Below are 24,414 nucleotides of genomic sequence, written 5' to 3' on the forward strand. Positions count from 1 at the left end.
AAATTTATTCGGGAATTACTGGCATAATAGTAAAAACACACGAAATTATACGAATAGAATTAGTGTATTTACTGATCATCTATTCAATTAAGCTTCACTTTTCTTAATTCCAGTAAGTTTAAAGCATTAGGTTTAAAACCGGTAACGGACGGCTGAACAAGGTGAATCACCTTATCATACCAAAGGGGAACAACAGGCGCATCACTCATCACCATTTGATCAGCCTGCTGATAAAGCCTGTATCGTATTGAATCATTTTCTTCGACCAGGGCTTTTTCAAAAAGCTCATCAAAGCGGGGATTCTTGTAACGGGTATAATTAGGAGGCGCCGGGTTTTTGGAATAAAATACCGATAAATAATTCTCGGCATCCGGGTAATCTGCTATCCAGCTACCACGAAAAAATAAGGCTCTTGAATTAGAGGTCATTTCAAGCAATAAAGATTTTTGAACGGTTTCCACTTGTACACGAATACCGATCCCTTCCAGTTCTTTAGCGATAAAATCCGCCATATCAGCATACAGTGCAATAGTCAACAGTTTGATAACAGGTATTCCTTTACCATCCTCAAACCCTGCCTCAGCCAACAGTCGTTTACTTTTAGCAGGATTATAAGTATATCCTTTTACCAAACCTGTATCAAAGGATGGCAAACCCATCGGCACAAAACCAGATTCAGCCGGGGTACCTATAGAATTACGTAGGTATAAGACCATTTTTTTCCGGTCAAATCCATAATTAATTGCCTGCCGTACCTTTCGCAGCACAAGCGGTGAGCCTTTGACCAATTCATTCGTCGAATCAATTAATATCCCCAGGTATTCAATATTAAGATATGGGTTGACCTGCAGTGTTATCTTGCCTTCCCAACCTTTTCGCAGGGTTCCTTTTTTTGTTAAAATCTCATCTTTAAAGGAGGCATCGATATCATTGACAAAATCCAGTTTGTTTTGCCTGAATAGCAGGAACTCGGTGGCCTTACTATCATAAAAAGTTGTTTTGATCCCGTCTACATAAGGCAACCGATTTCCTAAACTATCTTTTTCAAAATAGTTTTCATGTTTTGCCAGTACTAATGCTTGTCCTTCTTCCCAGGCTACAAAACGAAAAGGACCCGTTCCTACTGGATGGCGGCGAAATTCATTTCCATATTTTTCGACAGCCTCCTTCGCTACGATTGAACAATACTGCATCGAAAGAATCCCCAGAATAGGATTATAAGGCCGCAATAGTTTTAATTGAAATGTAGTATCATTAACAGCCCTGAAAGGTTGTATCGTATCCACTTTACGATTAAATATCCATGCACCGGGGCTGGCCGTTTGTTTATCAATAAAGCGATAAAAACTGTAGGTAATATCACCGGCGGTAAGTTTTCTTCCTTTTTTACCAGGGAATGCCTCATCGTTATGAAAAAACACATCGCTTCTTAAGTAAAAAGTATAGGTGAGCCTATCTTCAGAAACCAACCAGCTTTTTGCCAGGGAGGGAATAATGTTGAGACTATCATTCACTTCAACCAATGTGTTGAATAACTGATGGGCCGGCCACATGGTAGCCTGGCTTTTAGCAAATGCCGGATCGAGTGTGGGTATACCTGAATGCTCGTTGTAATGGAAAATTTTTTTCCCGTTTTTTTTCATTGTGCCACTGCATCCTGCGATTAGCAGAATGCCGGGGCCAATGATCAATTGAAGAATTAAATTATATTTTGCCTTAATAAACATTGCTATCATCTGTGGCTAAATTTACAATGCAATTGAATTCAGTGATGAAATACTTTAATCGATCAGCAATCCAATCCGTGATGCCACTTATCTTTACCTTATGAGTAATATCAGGCGGCAAAGTATCATTTCTTCGGTCATTATTTATTTTGGTTTCGCTATTGGTTTGCTCAATACTTATTTTTTTACCAAAGAAGGTCTTTTTACTGAAGCCGATTATGGGCTTGTCACCATCTTCATGTCGATTGCCACTATGATGATGGCTTTTGCAAGCATGGCCATGCCCTCCTATATCTTCAAATTCTATCCTTATTATCACGATAATTTACCGCGGCAAAAAAATGACATGATTACCTGGGCATTACTCACCAGCCTGGTTGGTTTTTTATTGGTAATGATCGCAGGCTGGTTTTTTAAAGATCTTGTGATCAGGAAATTTGGTCAAAACTCCCCGCAGCTCCTCACTTATTATTATTGGATATTTCCCATGGGCCTGGGGCTTACTATCTATTCTATCCTGGAGGCCTATAGCTGGAACCTGGGCAAAGCTTCACTGGCTATATTTTTAAAGGAAGTGCAATGGAGAGTAATAACAACCATACTGATTGTCCTTTTTTTAACCAATATTATACCTGACTTCAGTCTTTTCATTAAGCTATATTCATTTGCCTATCCCGCTATTGCTGCCAGTTTATTAGCATACCTGTTGATAACAAAAAAAATCACCTTCACGTTCAAAATAAGCAAAGTAACCCGGCGATTTTTAAAAAAAATAATAACGCTTTGCTCTTTTGTTTATGCCGGTATTTTGATCTTTACTATTTCAAGAGTCTTTGATACTCTCGTCATTGCGTCTGTATTGCCGGACGGCATAGACAAAGCCGGGATATTTGGCATTGCTACATTAATGACCAGTGTGATCCAGGCGCCGCAGAGAAGCATTATTGCTGTTTCTATTGGTCATCTATCCAAGGCATGGAAAGACAAAAACTGGGATACCATTCAAAGAATATATCGGCGTTCATCTATCAACCTGTTAATTTTTTCCGCAGGCATTTACCTGCTTATTGCATTGAATTATACAGAGGCTATCAAAACTTTTGGTTTAAAAGAAAGTTATTTGCAAGGGCATGTAGCCTTCCTCTTATTAGGTTTGAGCATGGTGGTGGACATGGGCACGGGTGTCAATGCGCAAATCATTGGCACATCAACGGCCTGGCGCTTTGAATTGCTTAGCGGTATTATCTTATTAGCGCTGATGTTGCCTCTTACGTATATTCTTGCCAAGCAATATGACATCATGGGACCTGCATTGGCTAGCTTGATTTCCATCACAGTCTATAATATTGTCCGTATTACTTTCTTATGGAAAAAATTTAAGCTGTTTCCCTTTACGATGCAATCCCTTTATACAATAGTATTGGCAGCCGGGTGTTTTGCAGCTTGCTATTTTCTATTCAACACCATCTATGGATTTTGGGGCCTGGTAATAAGAAGCCTTGCCTTTATTGTCCTTTATGGCGCTGGTGTACTATACCTGAAATTATCACCGGATGTGATGCCTGTTATAGCAACTATCCGCAAGAGAGTTGGGCTTATAAAAAAGCAAAGCTAAAAGCTATTTGATATTAACTCCTGGTCTTTCGATTCGGCCTGTGCCGATGAAATGCTTGAGATAATAGGGATCGTACATATCACTCACCGTTACCCCGTAGGAGGTAGATGCATGAATGAATTTATTGTTTTGAAGATAAATTCCGACATGGGATATACCGCCGGTTGTATTGAAGAAAACCAAATCACCTGTCTTCATTTCAGTGGCGGAAATAATTCGTGACATTCTATATTGATCTCTTGCAGTACGGGGCAGGGATACCGCAAATGCAGAAAGATAAACAGCTTGTACGAAAGCGGAACAATCGATGCCACTTTTTGTAGTACCACCATACCGGTAACGGGTGCCATACCATTCATCTACATGTTCCAATAAATTATTATCCTGCAGTTGTTCAACCTCAGTATTCAACAATATTGCATATTTAAGTTGAACAGGGGATGCAGTTTCTAATGATGACTTTTTATTTAAATAATTTGAATTGGAAGAAGCAGTTTGTTTACCTGTGATTGATTTATTCGAAGTATTATTGGGACCTGAAGCTGAAGAAGGTTCAACCGAAATATCATCTAAAAATTTTACTTGTTTGCCCGAACCAGGATTGCTCCTCGTATTGCTTACATCTGACACCTGCTTACTGTTTGTAAGATTCAGGGGTTTCATACTGGAGCAGCTCGCCATTGAAACAATCGTAAATAAAGCAGGTATGATTTTTTTAAACATAGGACTTCCTTAGTTATTCGGTTGATTCAAAAATCATGCAAAAATATACTTAATAAACATGAAAAAATCAATATCCGGCGGTGATTTTTTATTAAGATGGCATGGCTGGCTTAACTTACTGTTTTAAAGTTGATTAGCACTGAGTCTTTTATTTAATATCCCCAACACCGATGAAATATTGTTTACTATTAAATAGCGACGAGTTTTTGAACAACAAGGATATAAGCTAAAATAATGACGAATTGAACCTGTATTCGGGACTTATGGGCCCCGGGCATTTTTGCTGATGAAAGAAGAACTAAAAATTCTAACAGGCTTTCAACATTCAGTCAACAACATATTTTATTCCGTAAAAGAATCGGAAATTCGCTTTCTGACCCCACTTTTTTGACCCATTCGATATTGTGATCATGAAATTTTCCCATTTACACGTACACACTCAATTTTCGCTGCTTGACGGTGCTGCATCCATCCAAAATTTGTATAAAAAAGCCATCAAGGATGGCATGCCGGCATTAGCCATCAGTGACCACGGTAATATGTTTGGCGCTTTTGAATTTGTGGCCGAGGCTTATAAACATAAGGACGAAAACGGGAAATTGAAAGTAAAGCCCGTTGTTGGCTGCGAATTTTATGTCACCGTCAACCGTCATCAAAAGACCTTTACGAAAGAGCAAAAAGATGTTCGTCACCACCAGATACTACTCGCAAAAAACGAGCAGGGATACAGAAACCTGGTAAAACTAACTTCTCTTGGTTTTATTGAAGGCATGTATAGCAAGTATCCGCGGATTGACAAAGAATTGATTCTTCAATACCACGAAGGGCTGATCGCAACTACCTGCTGCCTGGGAGCATCGGTACCACAGGCCATCCTGCGCAAAGGAGAAGATGAAGGAGAAAATGAGTTTAAATGGTGGCTCAATATTTTCCAGCAGGATTTTTATGTTGAACTGCAGCGACACGGTATGGCTGAGCAGGATAAGGTGAACGAAGTATTAATAAAGTTTGCAAAAAAGTATAATGTAAAAATTATTGCAAGCAATGATTCACATTATGTGGATCAAAGTGATTTCAACGCCCATGATATTTTATTATGTATTAACACCGGCGAAAAAATAACCACTCCTGCCCTTCGTGATTTTGCGGATGATGATGTTAATATTAAAGGCAAGCGTTTTGCATTTCCCAACGATCAATTTTATTTTAAGACAACGGAGGAAATGAGCAAAGTATTCCAGGATCTTCCCGAAGCCATTGATAACACTAATGAGATCGTTGACAAGATTGACATCCTGAATTTAAAACGGGATATTCTTCTACCCTTTTTCCAGGTACCCAAAGAATTTTCATCGCAGGATGAATACCTCGAACATATTACCTGGGAAGGTGCTAAACAACGGTACCAGGAAATCACGCCGGAAATTGACGAACGCCTCCGGTTTGAATTGTTTACCATCAAAACGATGGGCTTTGCCGGTTATTTTTTAATTGTAAGCGATTTTATCAAAGCAGGTCGTGATATTGGTGTGTTTATTGGTCCCGGCCGTGGTTCGGCAGCGGGCTCTGTAGTCGCTTATTGCACAGGCATCACCAACATTGATCCCATCAAATACAATTTGCTATTTGAAAGATTTCTGAATCCTGATCGTAAATCAATGCCCGATATCGATACCGATTTTGATGATGAAGGCAGACAAAAAGTAATTGACTACGTAGTTGACAAATACGGAAAGAACCAGGTAGCACAGATTATTACTTATGGTACGATGGCTGCCAAGTCAAGTATTAAAGACGTGGCAAGGGTAATGGATCTCCCCTTACCTGAATCTAATGCATTGGCTAAATTAGTTCCGGAAAAACCAGGTATCGAATTAAGACGGGTATTACATGCCCCGATGAAAGCGAAAGAAGGTGAAAAGTCGTTGGAAGAAAAAGAAGGTTTGGGTGGCGACGATTTCGAAAGCATAAAAAAAATTCGTGAGATATACAACCAGGAAAATACTTTATTGAGTAAAGTATTGCATGAAGCTGAGCGTTTGGAAGGTTCTGTTCGCAACACAGGCATTCATGCAGCAGGTATCATCATTGCTCCGAAAGATTTGACCGAACTTCTTCCTGTTGCTGTAGCCAAAGATTCTCCACTTTGGGTAACACAAATTGAAGGAAATGTGATCGAAGAAGCCGGTGTTATCAAGATGGACTTTTTGGGACTGAAGACACTGACCATTATAAAAAATGCGCTTCAGGTCATCAAACAAAACCATGGAGTCGATATCAATATTGATGAGGTGCCGCTTGATGATGCGAAGACGTTTGAACTTTATCAGCATGCATCAACAATCGGTACGTTCCAGTTTGAAAGTCCCGGCATGCAGAAATATTTGCGGGAATTAAAACCAGATAAGTTTGGCGACCTGATTGCGATGAATGCCTTGTACCGTCCCGGTCCAATTGCTTACATTCCCAATTATATCGATCGTAAACACGGTCGTGAAGCCATTACCTACGATCTTCCTGAAATGCAGGAATATCTTGAAGAAACCTACGGTATCACAGTGTACCAGGAGCAGGTAATGTTGCTGGCGCAAAAGTTGGCCGGCTTTAGCAAAGGCGATGCCGACGTGTTGCGGAAGGCCATGGGTAAAAAACAAAAAGCGGTGCTGGATAAAATGAAGGCACAGTTTATCAGCGGGGCAAAAGCCAAATCTTTACCTGAGGACAAATTGGAAAAGATCTGGACAGACTGGGAAGCTTTTGCACAATATGCATTCAACAAATCCCATTCTACCTGCTACGCTTATGTGGCTTATCAAACGGCCTATTTAAAAGCTCATTATCCTGCAGAGTATATGGCGGCTGTTTTAAATAACGCCGGCAGCATTGATAAGATCACTTTCTTCATGGAAGAATGTAAGCGAATGGGAATAAAAGTGCTGGGACCCGATATCAATGAATCGCTGAAAGGTTTTGCCGTAAACCAGGCCGGAGAAATTCGTTTTGGCCTGGGCGGTTTGAAAGGCGTGGGTGAAGCAGCCGTTGAAAGCATTATCGTAGAGAGAAAAAAGGGCGGCTCATTCCCGAATATTTTTGATTTTATCAAACGCATCAATCAACGAACCGTTAATAAGAAAACATTGGAAAGCCTGGCTTATGCCGGCGGTTTTGATTGCTTTACCGAACACCATCGGGCCCAGTATTTTAATGTGCCGGAAGGTGAGACCGCCACAGGCCTCGAAAGAGTAATTAAATATGGCCAGATTATTTCCTCGCAAAATGCAACAACAGCCAATACCTTATTCGGTGATTTGCCCATCAGCATGGAGATTCCCCCGCCCCGTTTGCCCGACTGCCTGCCCTGGCCATTGGTGGTTCAGCTTGATTACGAAAAAGAGGTGACCGGTATGTTCCTGAGTGGCCACCCGCTGGATCATTACCGTTTTGAAATGAAACACTACGGCATCACTTCGGTCGCCGATTTCAATGAATTTAAGGAGGCCATTAAAATGCAGTCAAACCCCGGCCGTACTTTCCGGCTGTTGGTTTTGGTGACGGGTGTGCAACACAGGGTGGCGCAAAAAAGCGGTAATAAATTCGGCAGTTATATTATTGAGGACTTTTCAGGCAAAACAGATTTTGCCTTGTTCAGCGAAGACTATATGCGACTCTCGCCCTACCTGCAACAAGGTGCTTCTGTTTGCATCACCGGTTTTTTCAAACCCCGGTACAACCAGGGAGAGTTTGAGTTTAAGGTGCAGCAGGTTTCACTGGCCGAAACCTTAAAAAAGCAGCTAACCAAACAGGTCAATGTGCTGGTTCATCCACAGGCCATTGATAAAGACATGATAGAGTTCGTGGAGAAAAACCTGAAAAACCATCCGGGACAGTGCTCCTTGAAGCTTATTGTAAGTGAGCCGAAAAAGGATTTGAGAATCAGTCTTGTAACAACAGGAAGGGGGTTTGAAATGAACGAGGAAATGATCCATTTTTTAGAAGAAAAGCCTGAACTGGACGTGCAGGTAGTTACTACTTAAACGGATATAGAAATTTTACCAGTAATGTCAGCTATTTGGTACAAGTTTGTATAAATAATGACAACTTTTGCACAACTTTCTGCCAACAATTCCTGTTAATAGTAACGGACTTAAATTTGCAACCCCTAAGAATATTTAAAGAAAAAATCTTAAAAATTTAAAATAAAGACAATGGCAAAAGAATTCAATGATGCGAATTTCCAGGCGGACGTACTGGCTTCAGATAAACTGACTGTAGTAGATTTTTGGGCTGAATGGTGCGGTCCCTGCCGTGCAATCGGACCTGTTATCGAAGAATTATCCAAAGAATATGATGGTAAAGTAAACGTAGGAAAGGTGAACGTTGACAACAATCCCCAGGTTTCCATGAACTATGGTATCACTTCTATCCCCGCTATACTTTTCATTAAAGGCGGTCAGGTGGTAGACAAACTGGTAGGTGCCCAACCAAAAGGTAATTTTGTAAAAAAGATCGAAGCGCACCTGTAAGCTTCTTTATCATAAAATCGCAACCCCGTTCAGCTGAATGGGGTTTTTAATTTTTATTTGGCCAGCGACAGTGCTGTCCTGGGATTACTATGTGGTGCATCACGCACCTGTGCATTGAACCGTCAATGAACTGAAAATTTGGGGTATATTGGTATTGGTCTGCCATTCTGTTTGTTGATATTTATAAAAAATCTGTTTTGCAAAAGCCATTGGTAAATAAGAAGTATAAGCTCGAAAAATTCCATGGTAAAGGAGGCTGGACTTTTGTGCAGATCCCGGAGATTATACAAAATAAAAACACTCCTTTTGGCTGGGTAAAAGTAAAGGGCAGCATAGATGATTATGTAATAAAAAAATATCATCTTATGCCAATGGGAAACGGCAAACTATTCTTACCTGTAAAAGCGGAGATAAGAAAGAAGCTATATAAGCAAGAAGGCGATACAGTACATGTTGTATTGTATCCTGATAATGAACCTTTAGAAATTCCTGAAGAATTTGCAATATGCCTGGAAGATGAACCTGCGGCTGGTAAATTTTTCAAACGTTTATCAGACAGTGAAAAGAAGTTTTATATTGACTGGATATACGGTGCAAAGCAGGAAACTACAAAGATCAGCCGCATGGCAAAGGCCATTAACAGGCTTGCAAGAAATTTGAAGATGTATGATAAAGAAGCGATAGACGGATAAACCGTACCTGATTTTTATTAAAACTATGATATGAAAAGATTTATTCTCTATGGCTGCTTAATACTATTGTTTGACTCTTTCACTTCAAAGTATAAACCTGTCACAATTATTTTCGATACCGATATTGCACCGGATTATGATGATGTAGGCGCTGTGGCTTTACTGCATGCATTTGCAGACAAAGGTGAAGCAAAAATTCTTGCGACAATTTCCTGCAACGTCTTTGAAACAACTGCGCCAACATTGAGTGTATTGAATACTTATTTTAATAAACCTGAAATTCCAATCGGCATTACAAAGGCAAACTTGCCAAATAAAGATTGTTCACAGCAATGGGCGCAGGCAATTAACACAAGGTACCCGCATGCCCTGCAATCCAATAAAGAAGCGGAGGATGCTGTAAAACTGTACAGGAGCATACTGGCATCGCAACCCGATAATAGTGTAACTATTGTAACAGTTGGATTCTTTACCAATCTTGCAAATTTGCTTAAATCATCTGCGGATGAATATTCTAAACTTAATGGAAAAGAACTGGTAAAGCAAAAAGTCAAACAATTGGTCTCAATGGCTGCACGTATTGGTGATAATGAAAAAAGCGGTTATGAATTTAATGTTCTGGTAGATGCTGCAGCTTCTAAAAAAGTTTTTGAAGAATGGCCTGCACCATGGACTATGAGCGGGTTTGAAATTGGAGAGAAAATTCTCACCGGTATAAGATTGATCAATAATGACAGTATTCAAAAAAGCCCGGTAAAAGATGCATTTAAAATAGCGTTGACAAAAGACAAGAATACCGTTGGCCGCAATAGCTGGGATCAAACTGCTGTACTTGTTGCTGTGCGTGGTTTGGACCCTTATTTTGGTTATCGTAAACTTAATTTTAAAATAGAAGAAGACGGCAAAAATGTTTTAATACCCGGTGATAGAATAACCTATCTCACCTTTAAAGAAAAGCCGGAAGCAATTGCAAAAGTCATTGAAGACCTGATGATGCATCAATCTGCAAAAGCTAAATAGTACGCATGCGATCTTCTCAAAAAATGGCATGCCGAACACCGAGGTTGATGTTTCGTAGATTTCGTAACCCGTCTGTTAACCCCGTAAATAAAAAACACCCTCGGCGTAACCGTGTGCAACCTTTTATTCTTCTATTCGGTGGGTCCGATGACAAATACTGTATCCATTATTTTTCCTTAATCATAAACACCGCCGGCACTGCCCTTTGTTTTTTGTCCGATGGCCGGATCGTTTCTTTACCATTTACCAGCATGCAACTGCTACCGCCACCGTCCAGGTTCAATGCTTCCACGCAACCCAGGTCCCTAAATAGAAGTGCCAGTTGGCCCAGCGTTGCACCTTCAGCTATACCCGTATTTCTTCCTTCCACTACCAATATGATCAATTTATTGTCCTTCGTATACCCCATGGCTGTCCGCGGATGCTTATCATTTATCGCCTTGCCATAAAACTTTCGTTCCTCCTCGTTGGTAATGTTTATGTCGCCATTTTGCAAAAGTACCGGTCCACCACCGACCGCGGTTTTCATTTTCCATTTGTCTATGATACTTCTTCGCTTTTCAGTTTTGGTTAAATGATGTAGTTCGGGAACAAAAGAATGTTTCGAAACAGCGCCGGATGAATCTTTCAACAAAACCGGCTTTTCCTCAAAAGCAACCGGATATTTTAGACTGGAGTCAGTATAGAGCCAGGCGACATCCGCCTCTCCTTTCTTGGAAATACCAATAGCGCTGGCTGTTGGATGATGATAAAGCAAAGTATCCTTTCCCCTGCCAGCGATTGAATGAATATTATAACTGACCAACTTACCATCTTTTACCACTACATTTAAACTTTGATTCGTCGCAAATGAAAAGAAGGTGGTATTGACCACTAACAGCGGCTGTCCATTCTTTTCATAAAACTGCTGAGGTGTGAGCCGCCGGTTCAGCGTAGTATCAACTGTAAATTCAAGATGCTTTTCTTTGAGATCGGCCTCCAGGTACCAGGCGATATTTGGCTTACCATCGAGGCTGTCAATTGTCCTATACACATGCACAGATGCGGGAAGACTGGCAAAAGCCGTGTCCATTTTTTGCCATTTCAATTGAGCATGAATAACGGTGGAGAATAGCAACAAAAGGGGCGGAAAAATAATTTTAGTCATCTTATTTATTGGAGCTAAAATATAAGCTTATCATTGAATCGCTGCAGCAAGCCTTTTGATGAACATCGAGTACTCGATCACAAAATCCTGGCCGGCAGGAAATTTTTCCCGTTTCGATTTTTCAAATGCTGCTACCAGTATGTAATAGGCGTCTTTAGCTTGCTGTGGATTTTTGAACAATTGACTAAAGCTGCTCGTTTCTGAAAATGGTTTTAATTCAACACTATGCTGGTAATACCGGAGTGGCAAAAACACCCTTGACTGTGAAAAATAAGCAGACTCTTTCGACACCATTTCATAGTACAACGAATAATAGTCGAGCATTGCTTTTATCCTGTTTTTTAGCTGTTCGCTGGTTTCAATAGCAACAGTTTTTCGCCACCAGTTTCCTTCCGTAGTAAATAAAGTGGATCTTCTTTTATCAGCAATGCGTTTCAAAAACCAGGTTAGTTTTATTTCCTCACCGTCGATCACAATCGTTTCCACCACCTGCATCGTATCCCGCCGGATGCCCGAAAATGTTCCTTTAAAAAATTCAAGGCCTTTGCCGGCGTTTCGAATAAAGAGGTTTTTATTTTCCGGGTTGAAATGCCAGTTACCGGCTGGTTTGAAAATACTGTCACTTTGAAAAAAAGCGCCGCCTTCCAAAAAACTGATCGTCTTTAAGCCCAGTAATGATACAATCGAATCCTGCGCTTTGGTATAAGCCTTTCTTTGATCAGCCGTAGTCAATTCATGCTCGGGATACAGGATCAGCCAATTACCGGCAATGGCTTTCACCGGGTCCTGTTCCCTTGTTTGCCAAAAAGTGCAGGAAGAAAAAAATAACATACTAATGATCAAAAAAACGAGAACGCGGCTCATGAAGATTTAGAAATTGATTGATGACAAATATAAAAAAAGACATCCCGGTTAAACCAATCCAATTAACCGTACCGTTCAGATGTACATACAGTAACACTTGTTAGTATATCTTTGTTGCATTAATTCACTGATTGCAAAAAAACGATTATGCCTGCTAAAAAAATTACTGAGCTGCTCGGCGATAAGACTGAGTATTTACTCGATCACAAATGCAAAACCATTTCCAAAAAAGAACTTCATTTACCGGGGTCCGACTTTGTTGACCGGATATGGATGCAAACTGACCGAAATCCTACTGTGTTGCGTAACCTTCAAGCGATGTATGATCACGGCCGATTAGCAAATACAGGTTATTTATCCATCCTTCCTGTTGACCAGGGAATCGAACACAGTGGCGGCGCCTCATTTGCTAAAAACCCTATATATTTCGACCCGGAAAATATTATCAAACTGGCCATTGAAGGTGGTTGTAACGCCGTAGCTACCACTTACGGCGGACTTGGGTTTTTATCAAGGAAATACGCCCATAAAATTCCATTTATTGTAAAGATCAATCACAATGAGTTTTTAACTTACCCCAATAAGTTTGACCAGATCATGTTCGCTTCGATTAAACAAAGCTGGAACCTTGGAGCAGCAGCCATTGGCGCTACTATCTATTTTGGAAGCGATGAGTCAACCCGTCAAATACAGGAAGTAAGCAAAGCTTTTGAAATGGCACATGAACTTGGTATGGCAACCATCCTCTGGTGTTATTTAAGAAACCCGGCTTTTAAAAAAGATGGAGTGGATTATCATGTCTCGGCCGATTTAACGGGCCAGGCTAATCACCTGGGAGTAACGATAGAAGCGGATATTATTAAACAAAAACTACCTGAAAACAACGGCGGCTATAATGCGCTCAACACTAAAGAATCCGCTTACGGAAAAAATGATAAAAGAATATACACTGAGTTAACCTCCGATCATCCCATTGATCTTTGCCGCTACCAGGTAGCCAATTGTTATATGGGCCGTGCCGGCCTGATCAATTCAGGTGGGGCTTCTTCAGGTGCCAGTGACATGGCGGAAGCAGTTATCACAGCTGTAGTAAACAAAAGAGCTGGTGGAATGGGATTAATCAGTGGGCGCAAAGCCTTTCAACGCCCCATGCAGGAAGGGATTGAAATTTTAAATGCCATCCAGGATGTTTATCTTGATAAGGACATTACCATAGCATAATCGCTTAGTTAAGGAAATCAGAATTGATTATTGAGCATTGCTCCCGATGATTATCGGGAGCATATTGAACATTCTTCAGCAGGAATAAATGTTCAATGCTCAACGCTCAATGTTCAATGTTCAATAAAAAGAGCTTTAAGTAAACGACATTGATATATCATTAATAATTCCCGGTAATTTAGTAACCAGCAAATTGATAAAATGATGAATGCTACCGAGCTAAAAAATCTGCAAGCCCCACTAAAGGAAAAATACAGGGAAGATCCGGATTCTGCATTAATTACATTAAAGGCGCAAGGAGACATCAATGAAGGAATTTCCTGTAGCGTGGAAACGGGCAAAGCGATAGTACAAGCAGGACTTCACCCTGCTACTGGCGGTACCGGTATGCTTGCCTGTTCGGGTGATTTATTGTTGCAGGCACTGGTGGCTTGCGCAGGTGTTACTCTCCGGGCGGTTTCGACAGCTATGGGAATTGACATACAAAGTGGATCCGTAAAAGCAGAGGGTGATCTTGACTTCAGGGGAACATTGGGGGTTTCGAAAGAGACACCTGTGGGTTTTAAAAAAATCCGCCTGCTATTTGAGTTAGACACTAATGCTACTGCAGAACAAATGGAAAGCCTGGCTAAGCTCACAGAAAGATATTGCGTGGTTTACCAGACAATAACCAACGGGGTTGAAATTGGAACCTCTTATAAAAACAACAGCTCCCAGCTATCACTGTAAATTCTGTACCCATTCAGCACCCAACACTTTTATTCTTTTATCGAGGTAGAAGAAAAAGTGATACGGTTTGGTAACGGAAATTTTTTTATCCGCCTGCAACCGGGTTTCGGTGATTTCAAAATTATGTTCCAGTACCCATGCCTTTTCAGAGTGGGGTTGTGTATACGTTTTCAATTCGCCATACGAAACAGCTTTATACGGCATATTTTTGAAAAGCTTGGTCTCGATGTACTCTTTTATTTTTTCAGAAGCAAGTTCTTTAGCCGACCGGTTAATTTGTGCATGTAGAATACCTGGAGCGGCAAACATTAGCAGGCAGAGTATCCGCATAACAATAACTTTAAAAGTTTGGCAATAATAAAATTGAATTGCGGCGTAGACTAAGCTAGTACGAAAATAACGAAACTATTCGTAGTAAATGATGAGTGGTCAAATTTGCCTGCCAAACAATATAAAAATAGCCTGTTCTGACAGGGGTTATCGCAACCGTAGATGACTCGAATCTAATAGCCATTTTTGCTTATCTGAAAACGATAAAATAGCTGTTAATGTAGTACCCTCTCCTAACCGCCGGGTCAGCCATAAGTTTTGCAGAGCTTTACGGTTTCTTCTTTAACAGGAACCGGGGCGGCACTACAAAAAGGCTGGCATTGACAAGCGGCGCCCCGCCTATTTTATTGTTGATGATAATATCTGAATTGCCTCTTGGTCCATTGGTCAGGTTAAAACGAAGATTTTTCCTATAACCAGCTTCAATGCCAAACCAAAGCCAGTCATGTATCTCCCTTTCATAGTTGAGTGTAAACCTAAGTTCGGAGCGGAACAGGTGCAGTCTGTTATAACTACTAAAAGCAGTTCCCTCATTATCTAACCGGTATGACGCACCGCCTAATTCAAGCCCGGTGTAAAAGTAGTTTTTTTCGTTTTTTGTATAGCGCAGCCTGAGGCTAATGGGCAGTACACTCTCAATACCCAAATTGCAGTTGAAATTTCTATTATACGAAAACACCGGCAGTATCAATGGCCGGCCAAAGGTATAACCGTAGGTAAATCCAACGGCATAGGATAGATTTTCATTTCTCTTCCAACCGATAAGCGGCGTAACGGAGAACTTTAAAAATTCTTTTTTTCCAAACTTATCCGAGCCATAGTCACCATTCAAGTCAAAACTGGTGCGAAGTATGAAGTACTTATTGGTTTTTGTAGGTTTTATTACATAGAAATGAATTCCGGCGCTTTTTAAGGGACGATCCTGCAGATCCTTGTAAAAGGGATAATTCATCGGCGCATCATCACTAAACATAAATTCCTCTTTTGTGTATTTAAACCCGGCAGCTATGGTGAGAGAGGGTTTATTGATGATGGGAAACCGCACCCGTACATCTAACCGATTATTGCGCCTTATCTTTCCTTCTGCATTTCCAAAATTTCCCAGTTCGCCGGTTGATCGCATGTTATAAGCCGGCTGCACTTCATATTTTAGAATAACTGCTTTTGCTCTTGGCAAGCCAATAACCGATGGATTGCAATATTCCCTTTCCTTGCTCCAGGAAAATATTTCCTGCGCATGGATGGAAATTGCAAAAAAAAGAAAGAAAAAGAAAGCTATTAGTCGTTGCATGCCGTTATAAACCGGTAATAATTTAATCAAAATCCACCTTTGTGCAAACTCTCCTTCTAGATGGTTTCCGCGATATACAAACGGACATACTCAAAAATTATTTTCTATCGCCCGCTTTAACATTCCAAATCAATGCACACAATCGGCCCCCGGCCGTTTATGATGTTAATACTTAGGCGAAAGAAGAAACAGGATTATTATTTTGAACGGCTCTTTTCTTTGCCAGTTACAAAATCCTTTACTTTTTGAGGATATACAGCAATAAAATGAGACCGCACCGACGCAGCGGTTGGCACAGATTGCCCCGGAAGTAATAAAGTAATCGCCTGCGATTTTGTAGCGGGCATATGGCAATCGATACAATTAGCTTTTAGTGAAGACCGGGGAATAGATTTTATTGTGCAAAAATTACTGTGGCCAGGCTGGTGACAAGTCATGCATCGTTGGGAAAACAAGGCGGTTTTGCCTCTTTCGTTTTCATGAGTATTGTGGCAATTGTTACAGGTTAAATTACTCGCAGTGAAACATTTGCTGGCCTTCAATAGTCCAAGCTGGTTACCATGCACGTCAACGTTGTCATACATAGGTGTAGGATTGCTAATTTTCTTTTCCTTAAAGTAATTTGATAACGGTTCGCCGGCCACATATTCAAAAGATGGTTTTAATTTTTCAAGAGCACCACCATGACAGAGGCCGCATAGATCCAGGTTTTGTTGCCGGGTAAACGACGCAGGGTTAATCATGTACTTACCCCTTGTATCCGCAGGGTTCCTGGTTTGAAATTCTACATGCTCAGCTCCGGGGCCATGGCATTTTTCACAATCAACACCAAACAACATTTTATTATGATCAAATTCTTCCGGCTCCTTTCCCGGCGTGGATATTATATCGGCATATGTTGCATGGCATTCCAGGCATCGTGATGTTATCGGGCGGTTCAATACCACTTTGTCGGGAAACCCGGGACTGTTGGACCATTGATCAGCCGCTGTATAATAAGTGACCGGCATTTGAAATAGCCTGTTGTTTCGCCAATATAAATAGGATTGGCCTTTGGCTCCTGAGCCGGTTACTATATCAAAATGCAATGCATACCTTTCCTCGCCCTGTTGATATACCACCTGGAATAAACCACTATCTCTCTTCTCCATTACCACTTTTGTCAATGGGCTATAGTCGTACTCATTTTTTCCGGGTTTAAAACTACCAAGGACAAATTTCTCCAACGCAGGTTGTGAAGTAAGATAATGCCCCGTTTTTATATGCTTTGCAAAAATATCTTTATGGCAATTAGCGCAAGTGGCTGAACCGGCAAACTTCTCAAAGCTTATCTTTCTGGTGTAAGCAACTGTATCAGCTTTTTCCTTTCCTTCCTCCTTCTTTTCCTTTTCGTTGGTAATACATTTTGTCAGTGCAAAAACGCTTATAATCATCAATGCTGTGACAATAGTCAAACGTTTATACTTCAGGCTTAACTGCATTTAAACAGGGATGACGATCAAATGATCTTATTAAAAAATGAAGTTAGACAAAGAAGGCTAAATAGAGAATGGAATTATAAACACAGCGGTTTATCGTTTTCTGCGAAAAACAATGGCGGCATTTTTCTGAAAATCTCCCTCAAATCGTATTTGGTATTTTTCTTCACCATCTTCTACCACCAGCAAGCCGGTATTAGGTGCGATACGCCCCAGGTTCTCGGCATACATTACTACCTGCAACGAATCACCAAATCCTTCCGAAGCGTATACCGTGGTTTTAACGGCAGTAGCAGTAAGACCTTTCCTCGCAATTACCAATGTTCCATTTACCAAAACGCTAACCGTATCTCCATCTACTTCACCGTTATCATATAAATTTAAAATGAGGCTGTCGGACTTAAAATTAATATCCCTGATGATTTCAGTCTTTCGCATAGCAAGGTCGGCAGCGGCAGCTTTAACCGGCTTCACTGCACTGGTTTTTTTTACCCCAATTACGGATGTGACAGAGTTTTTAACAGACAGGTTTACTTTTTTTTGTTCTGGTAAAGAAGCGGCAACAGCCGGGTCCTTTGCTTTTATAACCGGTGCCGGAATCGGTGCATCCGCCTGCGCTGGCTGACTGTTAATGGCAGGTTGTTTTAGTTTTTCTGTAACGACAGCAATGGATGTGTCACCCGGAACAGTTGTAGAGATCGGCGCATCCGCCAGGGCAGGCTGATTGTTAGCTGCCGGTTGGTTTGTTTTTTCTGTAGCAACAGCGATGTCTCTGTTAACCGGCGCAGTTATTTTAGGTTTGAGGAATGAAAGATCGCTGACCAAATTCAATTTCCCGAGATGAGTGATCAGTTTTGTTTGAGCATGATCATCGTTTCGTTCTAACCGGATCGTTCCTTTATAAGAAGAGCGGTCCAGTGACCTGGTAAAGAATGAGCCCCGTAAAACATTAGTTGAGCCATCTTCAAACGACAGCTCTGCATATAAGGTTACTTTTTTGGAGGCTGTCTGATAATCATTGTACAATGTCTTGTCATCCTCTATAGCAATGCTGCCCTTCTTGTCTTTTATCTTGACGGATTTTATCCCGGTATTCTGAACATCACCTATTATAAAAATTGTGAGTGAATAACCGCTTAGGTTATTCTTTTCCCCGCTTATAACCAGCTCATACGGCAACTGGCTTTCTTTTGAATAGATATGACCGGTCCACACGCCAGAAAAATCCTGGCTCAACAATTTTAAAGGCAATAGAGTCAAAAAAAATAATATCCGCATAAACACTACCTGGTACAGACTGTTTTTCCGGCGCCAGGGTTGTACAAAATACTATGAAAAAAAATAGCCCGCAACCCCCGCTTGCAAGGATGTATCCCTGCTGATAGCCTCTTTAATATTGCCATTTCGATCTGAGCTTACAACTGTTAATAGAAACCATAGTCAAACACAATACCCTGAGCAGGCAACAACCAATCACCATTTCCATCCGGTCAACTGAGAGGGAGTATCTCGTGGTGGAAAATAATCTCGCCAGGAGGAAAACCAAGACAGATTCTACTGGAATAGGGCTTTCCACCATCCGGGACAAATACAAATTACTACGGGCAGACAATATAGAGGTGGATGAATTCAGCGACGACAAGTTTACGGTAAAGTTGCCATTGATAAGACCATGATCCATTCAAAAAAAATATTTTCTTATTTACAAGAACCTGTAATTTTAACGGCTCCGTTATTTTTTAAAAAAGCAAGGAGTATTTTTTACTAACTTTTTAATTTAAAAATTGAAATGCAAAAAATTAAAGTTGGAGTGGTAGGAACAGGTTTTATTGGTCCTGCCCATATCGAGGCATTGCGAAGATTGCCTAATATCGAAGTGACTGCCTTATGCGAAGCAACAGAAGAATTAGCCAACAATAAAGCCGCCCAGTTGGGTATTGAACGGGCCTGCACATTTGATCAGTTGCTGGCAATGGAAGACATTGTGAGTGTACATATTTGTACGCCAAATTTTTTGCATTATCCGCAATCGAAAGCTGCCCTGCAAGCCGGCAAACATGTAGTGTGTGAAAAGCCTTTGGCAAAAGACCTGCATGAAGCAGAGGAATTAGTAGCACTTGCCAAACAAACCGGTTTGGTAAATGCTGTTCATTTCAACCTTCGTTATTATCCACTCGTTCGCCAAATGAAAACCATGCGGGAAAAGGGTGACCTGGGCGACATTTATTCTATCCTTGGGTCTTACCTGCAGGATTGGCTTTTTTATGCCACCGATTACAACTGGCGATTAGAGCCCGATAAATCAGGCGATTCCCGGGCCATTGCGGATATCGGTTCACACCTGATGGACATTATCGAATACATTACCGGTTTGAAAACAGTGGAAGTAATGGCTGATTTTAATACCGTGCATAAAACAAGAAAAAAACCACTGAAGGCGGTCGAAACTTATTCCGGTAAAATGCTGAAGCCAGAAGATTATGCGGATGTGCCCATTACCACAGAAGATCATGCCAACGTGTTGTTGCGTTTTGACAATGGTAACCGTGGTTCTATCACTGTATCACAAGTATCAGCCGGTAGAAAAAATCAATTGAAGCTGGAAATATCCGGATCGAAAAAAACATTTGCCTGGAATTCCGAATCGCCCAATAATTTGTGGATCGGCAACCGCGACGGTTACAATGAATCGATGATGCGTGATCCATCACTGGCTTATCCGGAAGCCAGTGCATTGATGAGTTTCCCCGGCGGACATAATGAGGGATTTCCTGATACTTCGAAACAATTATTCAAAGAAGTGTACAAGGCAATTGCTGAAGGCAAACAACCGGAGCAGGCTTCCTTCCCTACTTTCGCTGATGGTTATCGTGAATTATTGATTTGTGAAAGGATATTGGAAAGCAATAAAAAACAAGCCTGGGTAAAAATATAGGACAGAGACTTCCTTAATTAAAGGCTGCTTCAATGAAGCAGTCTTTTTTGTTTCCAAAAGTTTGCTTCAAACGCCACCTCAATAATTAAAAACAGTTACAACTGCGGCATGATCCGATGGATATTTGACCGGATGAGTGTTGATAGTGAATGATCGGGTAGGTTTTAATTGCTTCCCTTTGTAATAGATATAATCGATGCGGTCCCTAAAAGCATTTGGAAAAGCCGGGCTCCAGGTAATTCCTCTCTCCTTTAATGGGTCCGGATGAATTTCCCGGAAGCTATCTTCAAATCCACTCTGTTGCATTAGCATGCTGGTTGGGAAAGACATGGCATATCCATTATTTAAATGCTTAGTCGACTCAATCCAATCGAGATGAGAGCCGGAATTAAAATCGCCACAAAAAATTAGCGGCAGACTGTCAGTAATCTCCAGGTATGGCTTTATTCGTGTAAGTATCTCGCTCAAACGTTTTGTATTTACATTCCCCTGCTGCTTTAACCAATCGGATTTATCAATAGGTTTACTTTTTTCAAGGATATCCCAATAGTCGAGCGGATAGTTAAGCCAGTTGGTAAAAAACAAAATCTTTTTATTGTTCGCCAAACGAATCAGAGCCCCTCCATTGTAAAAAGACGAGTAGCCATCAGTGGTTTCCAGGATGGGAAACCTGCTCATAATGGAAAGATTGGAACTACGCAGGTAAAAATAGTAACCCAATGCATCTGCTATTGCCGGTCCTGACCCATATGTTTCCTGCATGGAAATTATGTCTGCTCCTGAGTTTTTGATTATATCTACAATTCTTGAAACACCGGTTTCTTTGCCCGTTTCCCTTCCGCCATGCCAGATATTGTAATTCATTACTGAAACAGAGCCGTTATAATTCGCAACCCCGTTTTTGTTTTGACTAAAGCCTCCATCCTTTAACACAAACTGCGGAGTAAGAACTTCATCATATATCCTGATCTCATCAATATAGCCATTGAAAGTTTCCCATTCACCAAAATCTCCGGCGCTGTCACCACCAATCAGCAGATCATCACCAGAAACTTTGTTTATACCCGGCACATAGATGATAGCCACATTATTACCATCATAATAAAGCCAAACCTCTTCCTTTTCCCGGTCATAGGAGAAAGTTACCTGGTGCCAGTTCCCATCATTGATTGCCTGTCTTTTCGGTGTTGGATAATAATCATAGTGCAGCTTACCATCATCCAGCGACCAAAACCATGCTCCATTCGCCTGCACTCCTATCTTCCACCCGTGTATTGTGCCAGCCTTCTTTGTTAAACTTTGAATGATCGAATAAGATTGTCCAAGATTTTTATCGGCCCTAGCCCAAACGGATACAGAAAAAGATTTTTTATCTGTTGGCAACGAACAAGTTTCTTTAATCACCGTTCTTATCGCGGCAGATTGGCTTAAATTCAACGCGGTTCCAAACTTCCCTGTAACTGTATTGTATTTTTCAGCCTTTTCAAATGAATTAATATAGACAGGTTGCTGGGCCGATGATAAACTAAATGAAAAAAGAAACCCAGTTATACCGAAAAATCGGGGAAACCTCATTACTTCTTCGATGTTTGAATGATTAGCTCTGCAACTACAGCCCTGTGATCCGATGGCCATGGCTCTACGATAATATCGGAAAAGGAAGAGTCTTCGCCTGCTATCCACGCCCCGGAGACTTTAATATTTTTCTTAGTAGTATGAATAAGATCTATCCGGTCATGAATTTCAGGCTTTCTCCAAAGTCCGGGTCTCGATGTCCAGGTGTATCCCGGTTTTTGTTTTACTGACGAATAAATTTTCCGGTAGACATCCTCAAATCCATTATCGAGCAACAACCGGCTTGCCGGCCAATCGACCGGAAATTTTAACTCATCATCATTCCTTTCTTCAATAGTCTTTGCTGTCCAATCCATACAGCTTGGCTCATTAAAATCGCCAACCAGGATTACCGGTATATTTCTTTGCAGGTAAGGTTTAATTTCCTTCATCATGGACTGTACTTCGTGCAGTCTTGCCTTTTTTGCCGATACTTCTGCTTGCCGGGCAGTCGTTAATTTTTTATCAGCAATATCATACGGTTCATAGGGCGTATACATCAGGTGCAACACTCCAAAAACGGCCAGCTGCTTATTATCCAAATGTATTAATACTGCCTGTGCATTATTACCTGCACTTCCGTGATGAGATGCCGGTTGTTTTTCGTTAACATTAATTGGCTCCATTGCCAACCTGGAAATTATCGCACGGCTACTGCTGATCTTGTAGTAATTCCAATGCAGGCTATCAGCGAGTAATTTTGCCCTCTCCCGGTTGTTATTGTCTGTTTGTTCCTGGAAGCCGACCACATCAGCCTTTGCCTGGCGAATGGCTGCTAATTGAAATTGAATTGAGCTATCTTTTGAAAGACCACAACCATCACCTCCATGCCATAAGTTAAACGTCATCACACGTAACGACTGGCTGCCGGATGACTGAGCATGACCTGCAAAACTAATCAGGAATGTTAGCAAAGAAGAGAAACAGATTAGCCTCATAACTTATTTTTTGGGACATCGATTTATTGAGAAGAGCAGGCAATTGGCCTGCTCTTCTGCTTAACCAAAACTAACTGCATGAGAAAAACAACAGTTACTATTTCAATAACCACATGACCGCATTTACATTGTCATCACCCGCAAATTGGCTTTGCACAGCGGCCTCCACATTTTCATTATTGTAGTCATATTCACTTTGCGGATACAACCATCTCTTTGGAACCATCATATTGTTATAAGTTCCCGGACCCACATTCAGTGTAGGAATACCGGTTCTTCGTTGTTCAAAAAATGCTTCCCACCCTGATTGCATAAACAAGGCGATATATTTTTGAATAATGATCATCTCTATCGCTTTAGCCGTATCGAAAACCACATTTGGCCCGGCAAGATAGGTAGCGATCGCTGCATCACCGATACCATAAAATTTCATAGAGGCAGTGATGCCATTATTATAATGTTCTTCGGCGGTGCCGGCACCGGTGATCCAGTTGCGGGAGATCGCCTCAGCGATGAGAAACTCCTGCTCGGCATATCCCACCAATATCAATGGCTCAACTGCAGGAGCTGACAGGTCTGAATAACGGCGATGAATTCTTGATGCCGCAGGAGCAGAACTCTGCTGGTCGGCGACGGTTAATCCTGCATTCACGCCGGCATAGTTGGCAAACACATTGGGCGTCTGACCGGCAACAGGCTGACCAAATGAAAATATCCGCGGATCGTTTCTTGCTTTCAATATATCTGCCATTCCTTTTTCGAGTGATACAGCTGTACCGAGAGAAAGACTACCTGCTGTTGGATAATAATTAGATGTGGCACTTGTATTAAAAACTATTTGGCCATTGTCAGCCGGCCCGGTCATCAACGGATATTTTGCCGGATCGCTTACGATGTTCTGGAACTGTGATTTTATATTCAGTTTTGTATTTGCTTCTTTTTTGCTGAGATGCATCAACACCCGAAGCCTAAAGGCATTGACCAATTTTTTCCATTGTGAAGCTTTTCCACCGTAAATAATGTCACCTATGATAATACCTTTCGCATCGCTTAAAATATTGTTGGCTTCTTCCAACTCCTGCAATATTCCAACATATACATCTTCCTGGGTATCATATTTGGGCTTTGTATTCCCCTCCAAAGCTTTTAATGCATCAGAATAAGGAATGTCTCCAAATATTTCCGTCATTTGCGTAAATAGTACCGCCCTGAAAAATTTAGCCAAGCCGCGGTAATTTTCCTCACCGGTCTGCTGAGCCAGTTCATCCATCTTCATCACCTGCCGTAAAATATCAAAATTGGCATAGCTGCTGCTTGTCCAGCTATAATCGACCGCGGAATTGCCCCGCTCATAGTAAGTAAGCTGTCTTGAAGCATATGCCGGTTGTGTGGGATCATAGTTGAAAACGCTGATGCTGATATTTGTCAACAGCAAGGCTGGTGTAGCTGCCGATGGTTCGTTGGGATTACTTTGATAATAAGCATGCTTTCTGCAAGCAAACAGGAGTAACAATGACAATATTGAAACTACCAATGCTTTTTTATTATATAGACGTTTCATACAATA

The 24,414-nt window shown here is 41.1% G+C and carries 19 protein-coding genes; 8 read left to right on the forward strand and 11 right to left on the reverse strand.

The features are described 5' to 3' along the window. Positions 1-83: 83 nt before the first annotated feature. Positions 84-1,736, reverse strand: coding sequence for an ABC transporter substrate-binding protein (locus tag ACFEL9_RS18320; RefSeq protein WP_385893244.1), 1,653 nt, complete (start codon positions 1,734-1,736; stop codon positions 84-86). 91 nt (positions 1,737-1,827) lie between these two features. Between ACFEL9_RS18320 and ACFEL9_RS18325 the strand changes: the two genes are divergently transcribed. Further along, positions 1,828-3,342: a lipopolysaccharide biosynthesis protein gene (locus ACFEL9_RS18325; protein ID WP_385893246.1), complete on the forward strand. Its 1,515-nt coding sequence runs from the start codon at positions 1,828-1,830 to the stop codon at positions 3,340-3,342. A 3-nt stretch (positions 3,343-3,345) separates the two neighbouring features. Here the strand turns inward: ACFEL9_RS18325 and ACFEL9_RS18330 are convergent, their stop codons facing one another. Next, a complete protein-coding gene (locus tag ACFEL9_RS18330; protein ID WP_385893248.1) occupies positions 3,346-4,065 on the reverse strand; it encodes a C40 family peptidase in 720 nt (239 codons plus the stop codon). Between the two features lie 410 nt (positions 4,066-4,475). Between ACFEL9_RS18330 and dnaE the strand changes: the two genes are divergently transcribed. The 4 genes from dnaE to ACFEL9_RS18350 all read left to right on the forward strand — a co-directional run bounded on the left by dnaE (position 4,476) and on the right by ACFEL9_RS18350 (position 10,300). Beyond that, positions 4,476-8,099 (forward strand): DNA polymerase III subunit alpha, encoded by a 3,624-nt coding sequence (gene dnaE, locus ACFEL9_RS18335; RefSeq protein WP_385893250.1) that lies wholly within the window; start codon positions 4,476-4,478, stop codon positions 8,097-8,099. 171 nt (positions 8,100-8,270) lie between these two features. Continuing rightward, positions 8,271-8,588 (forward strand): thioredoxin, encoded by a 318-nt coding sequence (gene trxA, locus ACFEL9_RS18340; protein WP_276503626.1) that lies wholly within the window; start codon positions 8,271-8,273, stop codon positions 8,586-8,588. A gap of 197 nt (positions 8,589-8,785) precedes the next feature. Then, positions 8,786-9,280: a DUF1905 domain-containing protein gene (locus ACFEL9_RS18345; RefSeq protein WP_385893253.1), complete on the forward strand. Its 495-nt coding sequence runs from the start codon at positions 8,786-8,788 to the stop codon at positions 9,278-9,280. A 30-nt stretch (positions 9,281-9,310) separates the two neighbouring features. Next, entirely contained in the window at positions 9,311-10,300 is a 990-nt protein-coding gene (locus ACFEL9_RS18350; RefSeq protein ID WP_385893256.1) for a nucleoside hydrolase, read from the forward strand. A gap of 166 nt (positions 10,301-10,466) precedes the next feature. On the opposite strand, the gene ACFEL9_RS18355 is transcribed toward ACFEL9_RS18350, so the two are convergent. Beyond that, entirely contained in the window at positions 10,467-11,447 is a 981-nt protein-coding gene (locus ACFEL9_RS18355; protein ID WP_385893258.1) for a phosphodiester glycosidase family protein, read from the reverse strand. Between the two features lie 30 nt (positions 11,448-11,477). Further along, positions 11,478-12,311 carry a hypothetical protein gene (locus tag ACFEL9_RS18360; protein WP_385893261.1) on the reverse strand — a complete coding sequence of 278 codons (834 nt, stop codon included), beginning with the start codon at positions 12,309-12,311 and terminating at the stop codon, positions 11,478-11,480. A 147-nt stretch (positions 12,312-12,458) separates the two neighbouring features. Between ACFEL9_RS18360 and ACFEL9_RS18365 the strand changes: the two genes are divergently transcribed. Then, positions 12,459-13,532, forward strand: coding sequence for a class I fructose-bisphosphate aldolase (locus tag ACFEL9_RS18365; RefSeq protein ID WP_385893264.1), 1,074 nt, complete (start codon positions 12,459-12,461; stop codon positions 13,530-13,532). A gap of 201 nt (positions 13,533-13,733) precedes the next feature. Continuing rightward, positions 13,734-14,261, forward strand: coding sequence for an OsmC family protein (locus ACFEL9_RS18370; RefSeq protein ID WP_385893266.1), 528 nt, complete (start codon positions 13,734-13,736; stop codon positions 14,259-14,261). Here ACFEL9_RS18370 and ACFEL9_RS18375 read toward each other — a convergent pair. From ACFEL9_RS18375 to ACFEL9_RS18390, 4 genes are all read right to left on the reverse strand, one after another. Continuing rightward, positions 14,253-14,591, reverse strand: coding sequence for a hypothetical protein (locus ACFEL9_RS18375; protein ID WP_385893269.1), 339 nt, complete (start codon positions 14,589-14,591; stop codon positions 14,253-14,255). The two genes, ACFEL9_RS18370 and ACFEL9_RS18375, sit on opposite strands and share 9 nt — an antisense overlap. Before the next feature lie 268 nt (positions 14,592-14,859). Continuing rightward, positions 14,860-15,912, reverse strand: a complete 1,053-nt coding sequence (locus tag ACFEL9_RS18380; protein ID WP_385893271.1) for a hypothetical protein — start codon at positions 15,910-15,912, stop codon at positions 14,860-14,862. Between the two features lie 167 nt (positions 15,913-16,079). Next, complete coding sequence (locus ACFEL9_RS18385; RefSeq protein WP_385893274.1) at positions 16,080-17,363, reverse strand: multiheme c-type cytochrome; 1,284 nt, start codon at positions 17,361-17,363, stop codon at positions 16,080-16,082. A 90-nt stretch (positions 17,364-17,453) separates the two neighbouring features. After that, positions 17,454-18,638 carry a hypothetical protein gene (locus ACFEL9_RS18390; RefSeq protein WP_385893277.1) on the reverse strand — a complete coding sequence of 395 codons (1,185 nt, stop codon included), beginning with the start codon at positions 18,636-18,638 and terminating at the stop codon, positions 17,454-17,456. A 511-nt stretch (positions 18,639-19,149) separates the two neighbouring features. Between ACFEL9_RS18390 and ACFEL9_RS18395 the strand changes: the two genes are divergently transcribed. After that, entirely contained in the window at positions 19,150-20,295 is a 1,146-nt protein-coding gene (locus tag ACFEL9_RS18395) for a Gfo/Idh/MocA family protein (RefSeq protein WP_385893280.1), read from the forward strand. A 78-nt stretch (positions 20,296-20,373) separates the two neighbouring features. On the opposite strand, the gene ACFEL9_RS18400 is transcribed toward ACFEL9_RS18395, so the two are convergent. The 3 genes from ACFEL9_RS18400 to ACFEL9_RS18410 form a co-directional block, all read right to left on the reverse strand. Continuing rightward, the gene (locus ACFEL9_RS18400) at positions 20,374-21,870 is read right to left on the reverse strand and encodes a LamG-like jellyroll fold domain-containing protein (protein WP_385893283.1); all 1,497 of its coding nucleotides are present in this window, start codon (positions 21,868-21,870) and stop codon (positions 20,374-20,376) included. Next, positions 21,870-22,847 (reverse strand): endonuclease/exonuclease/phosphatase family protein, encoded by a 978-nt coding sequence (locus ACFEL9_RS18405; RefSeq protein WP_385893285.1) that lies wholly within the window; start codon positions 22,845-22,847, stop codon positions 21,870-21,872. Before ACFEL9_RS18405 ends, ACFEL9_RS18400 begins: the two co-directional genes overlap by 1 nt. Positions 22,848-22,944: 97 nt before the next feature. After that, positions 22,945-24,408, reverse strand: a complete 1,464-nt coding sequence (locus ACFEL9_RS18410; RefSeq protein ID WP_385893288.1) for a SusD/RagB family nutrient-binding outer membrane lipoprotein — start codon at positions 24,406-24,408, stop codon at positions 22,945-22,947. Positions 24,409-24,414: the final 6 nt, after the last annotated feature.

The organism is Terrimonas alba, from assembly GCF_042434975.1.
In the GTDB taxonomy this organism is placed as follows: domain Bacteria; phylum Bacteroidota; class Bacteroidia; order Chitinophagales; family Chitinophagaceae; genus Terrimonas_B; species Terrimonas_B alba.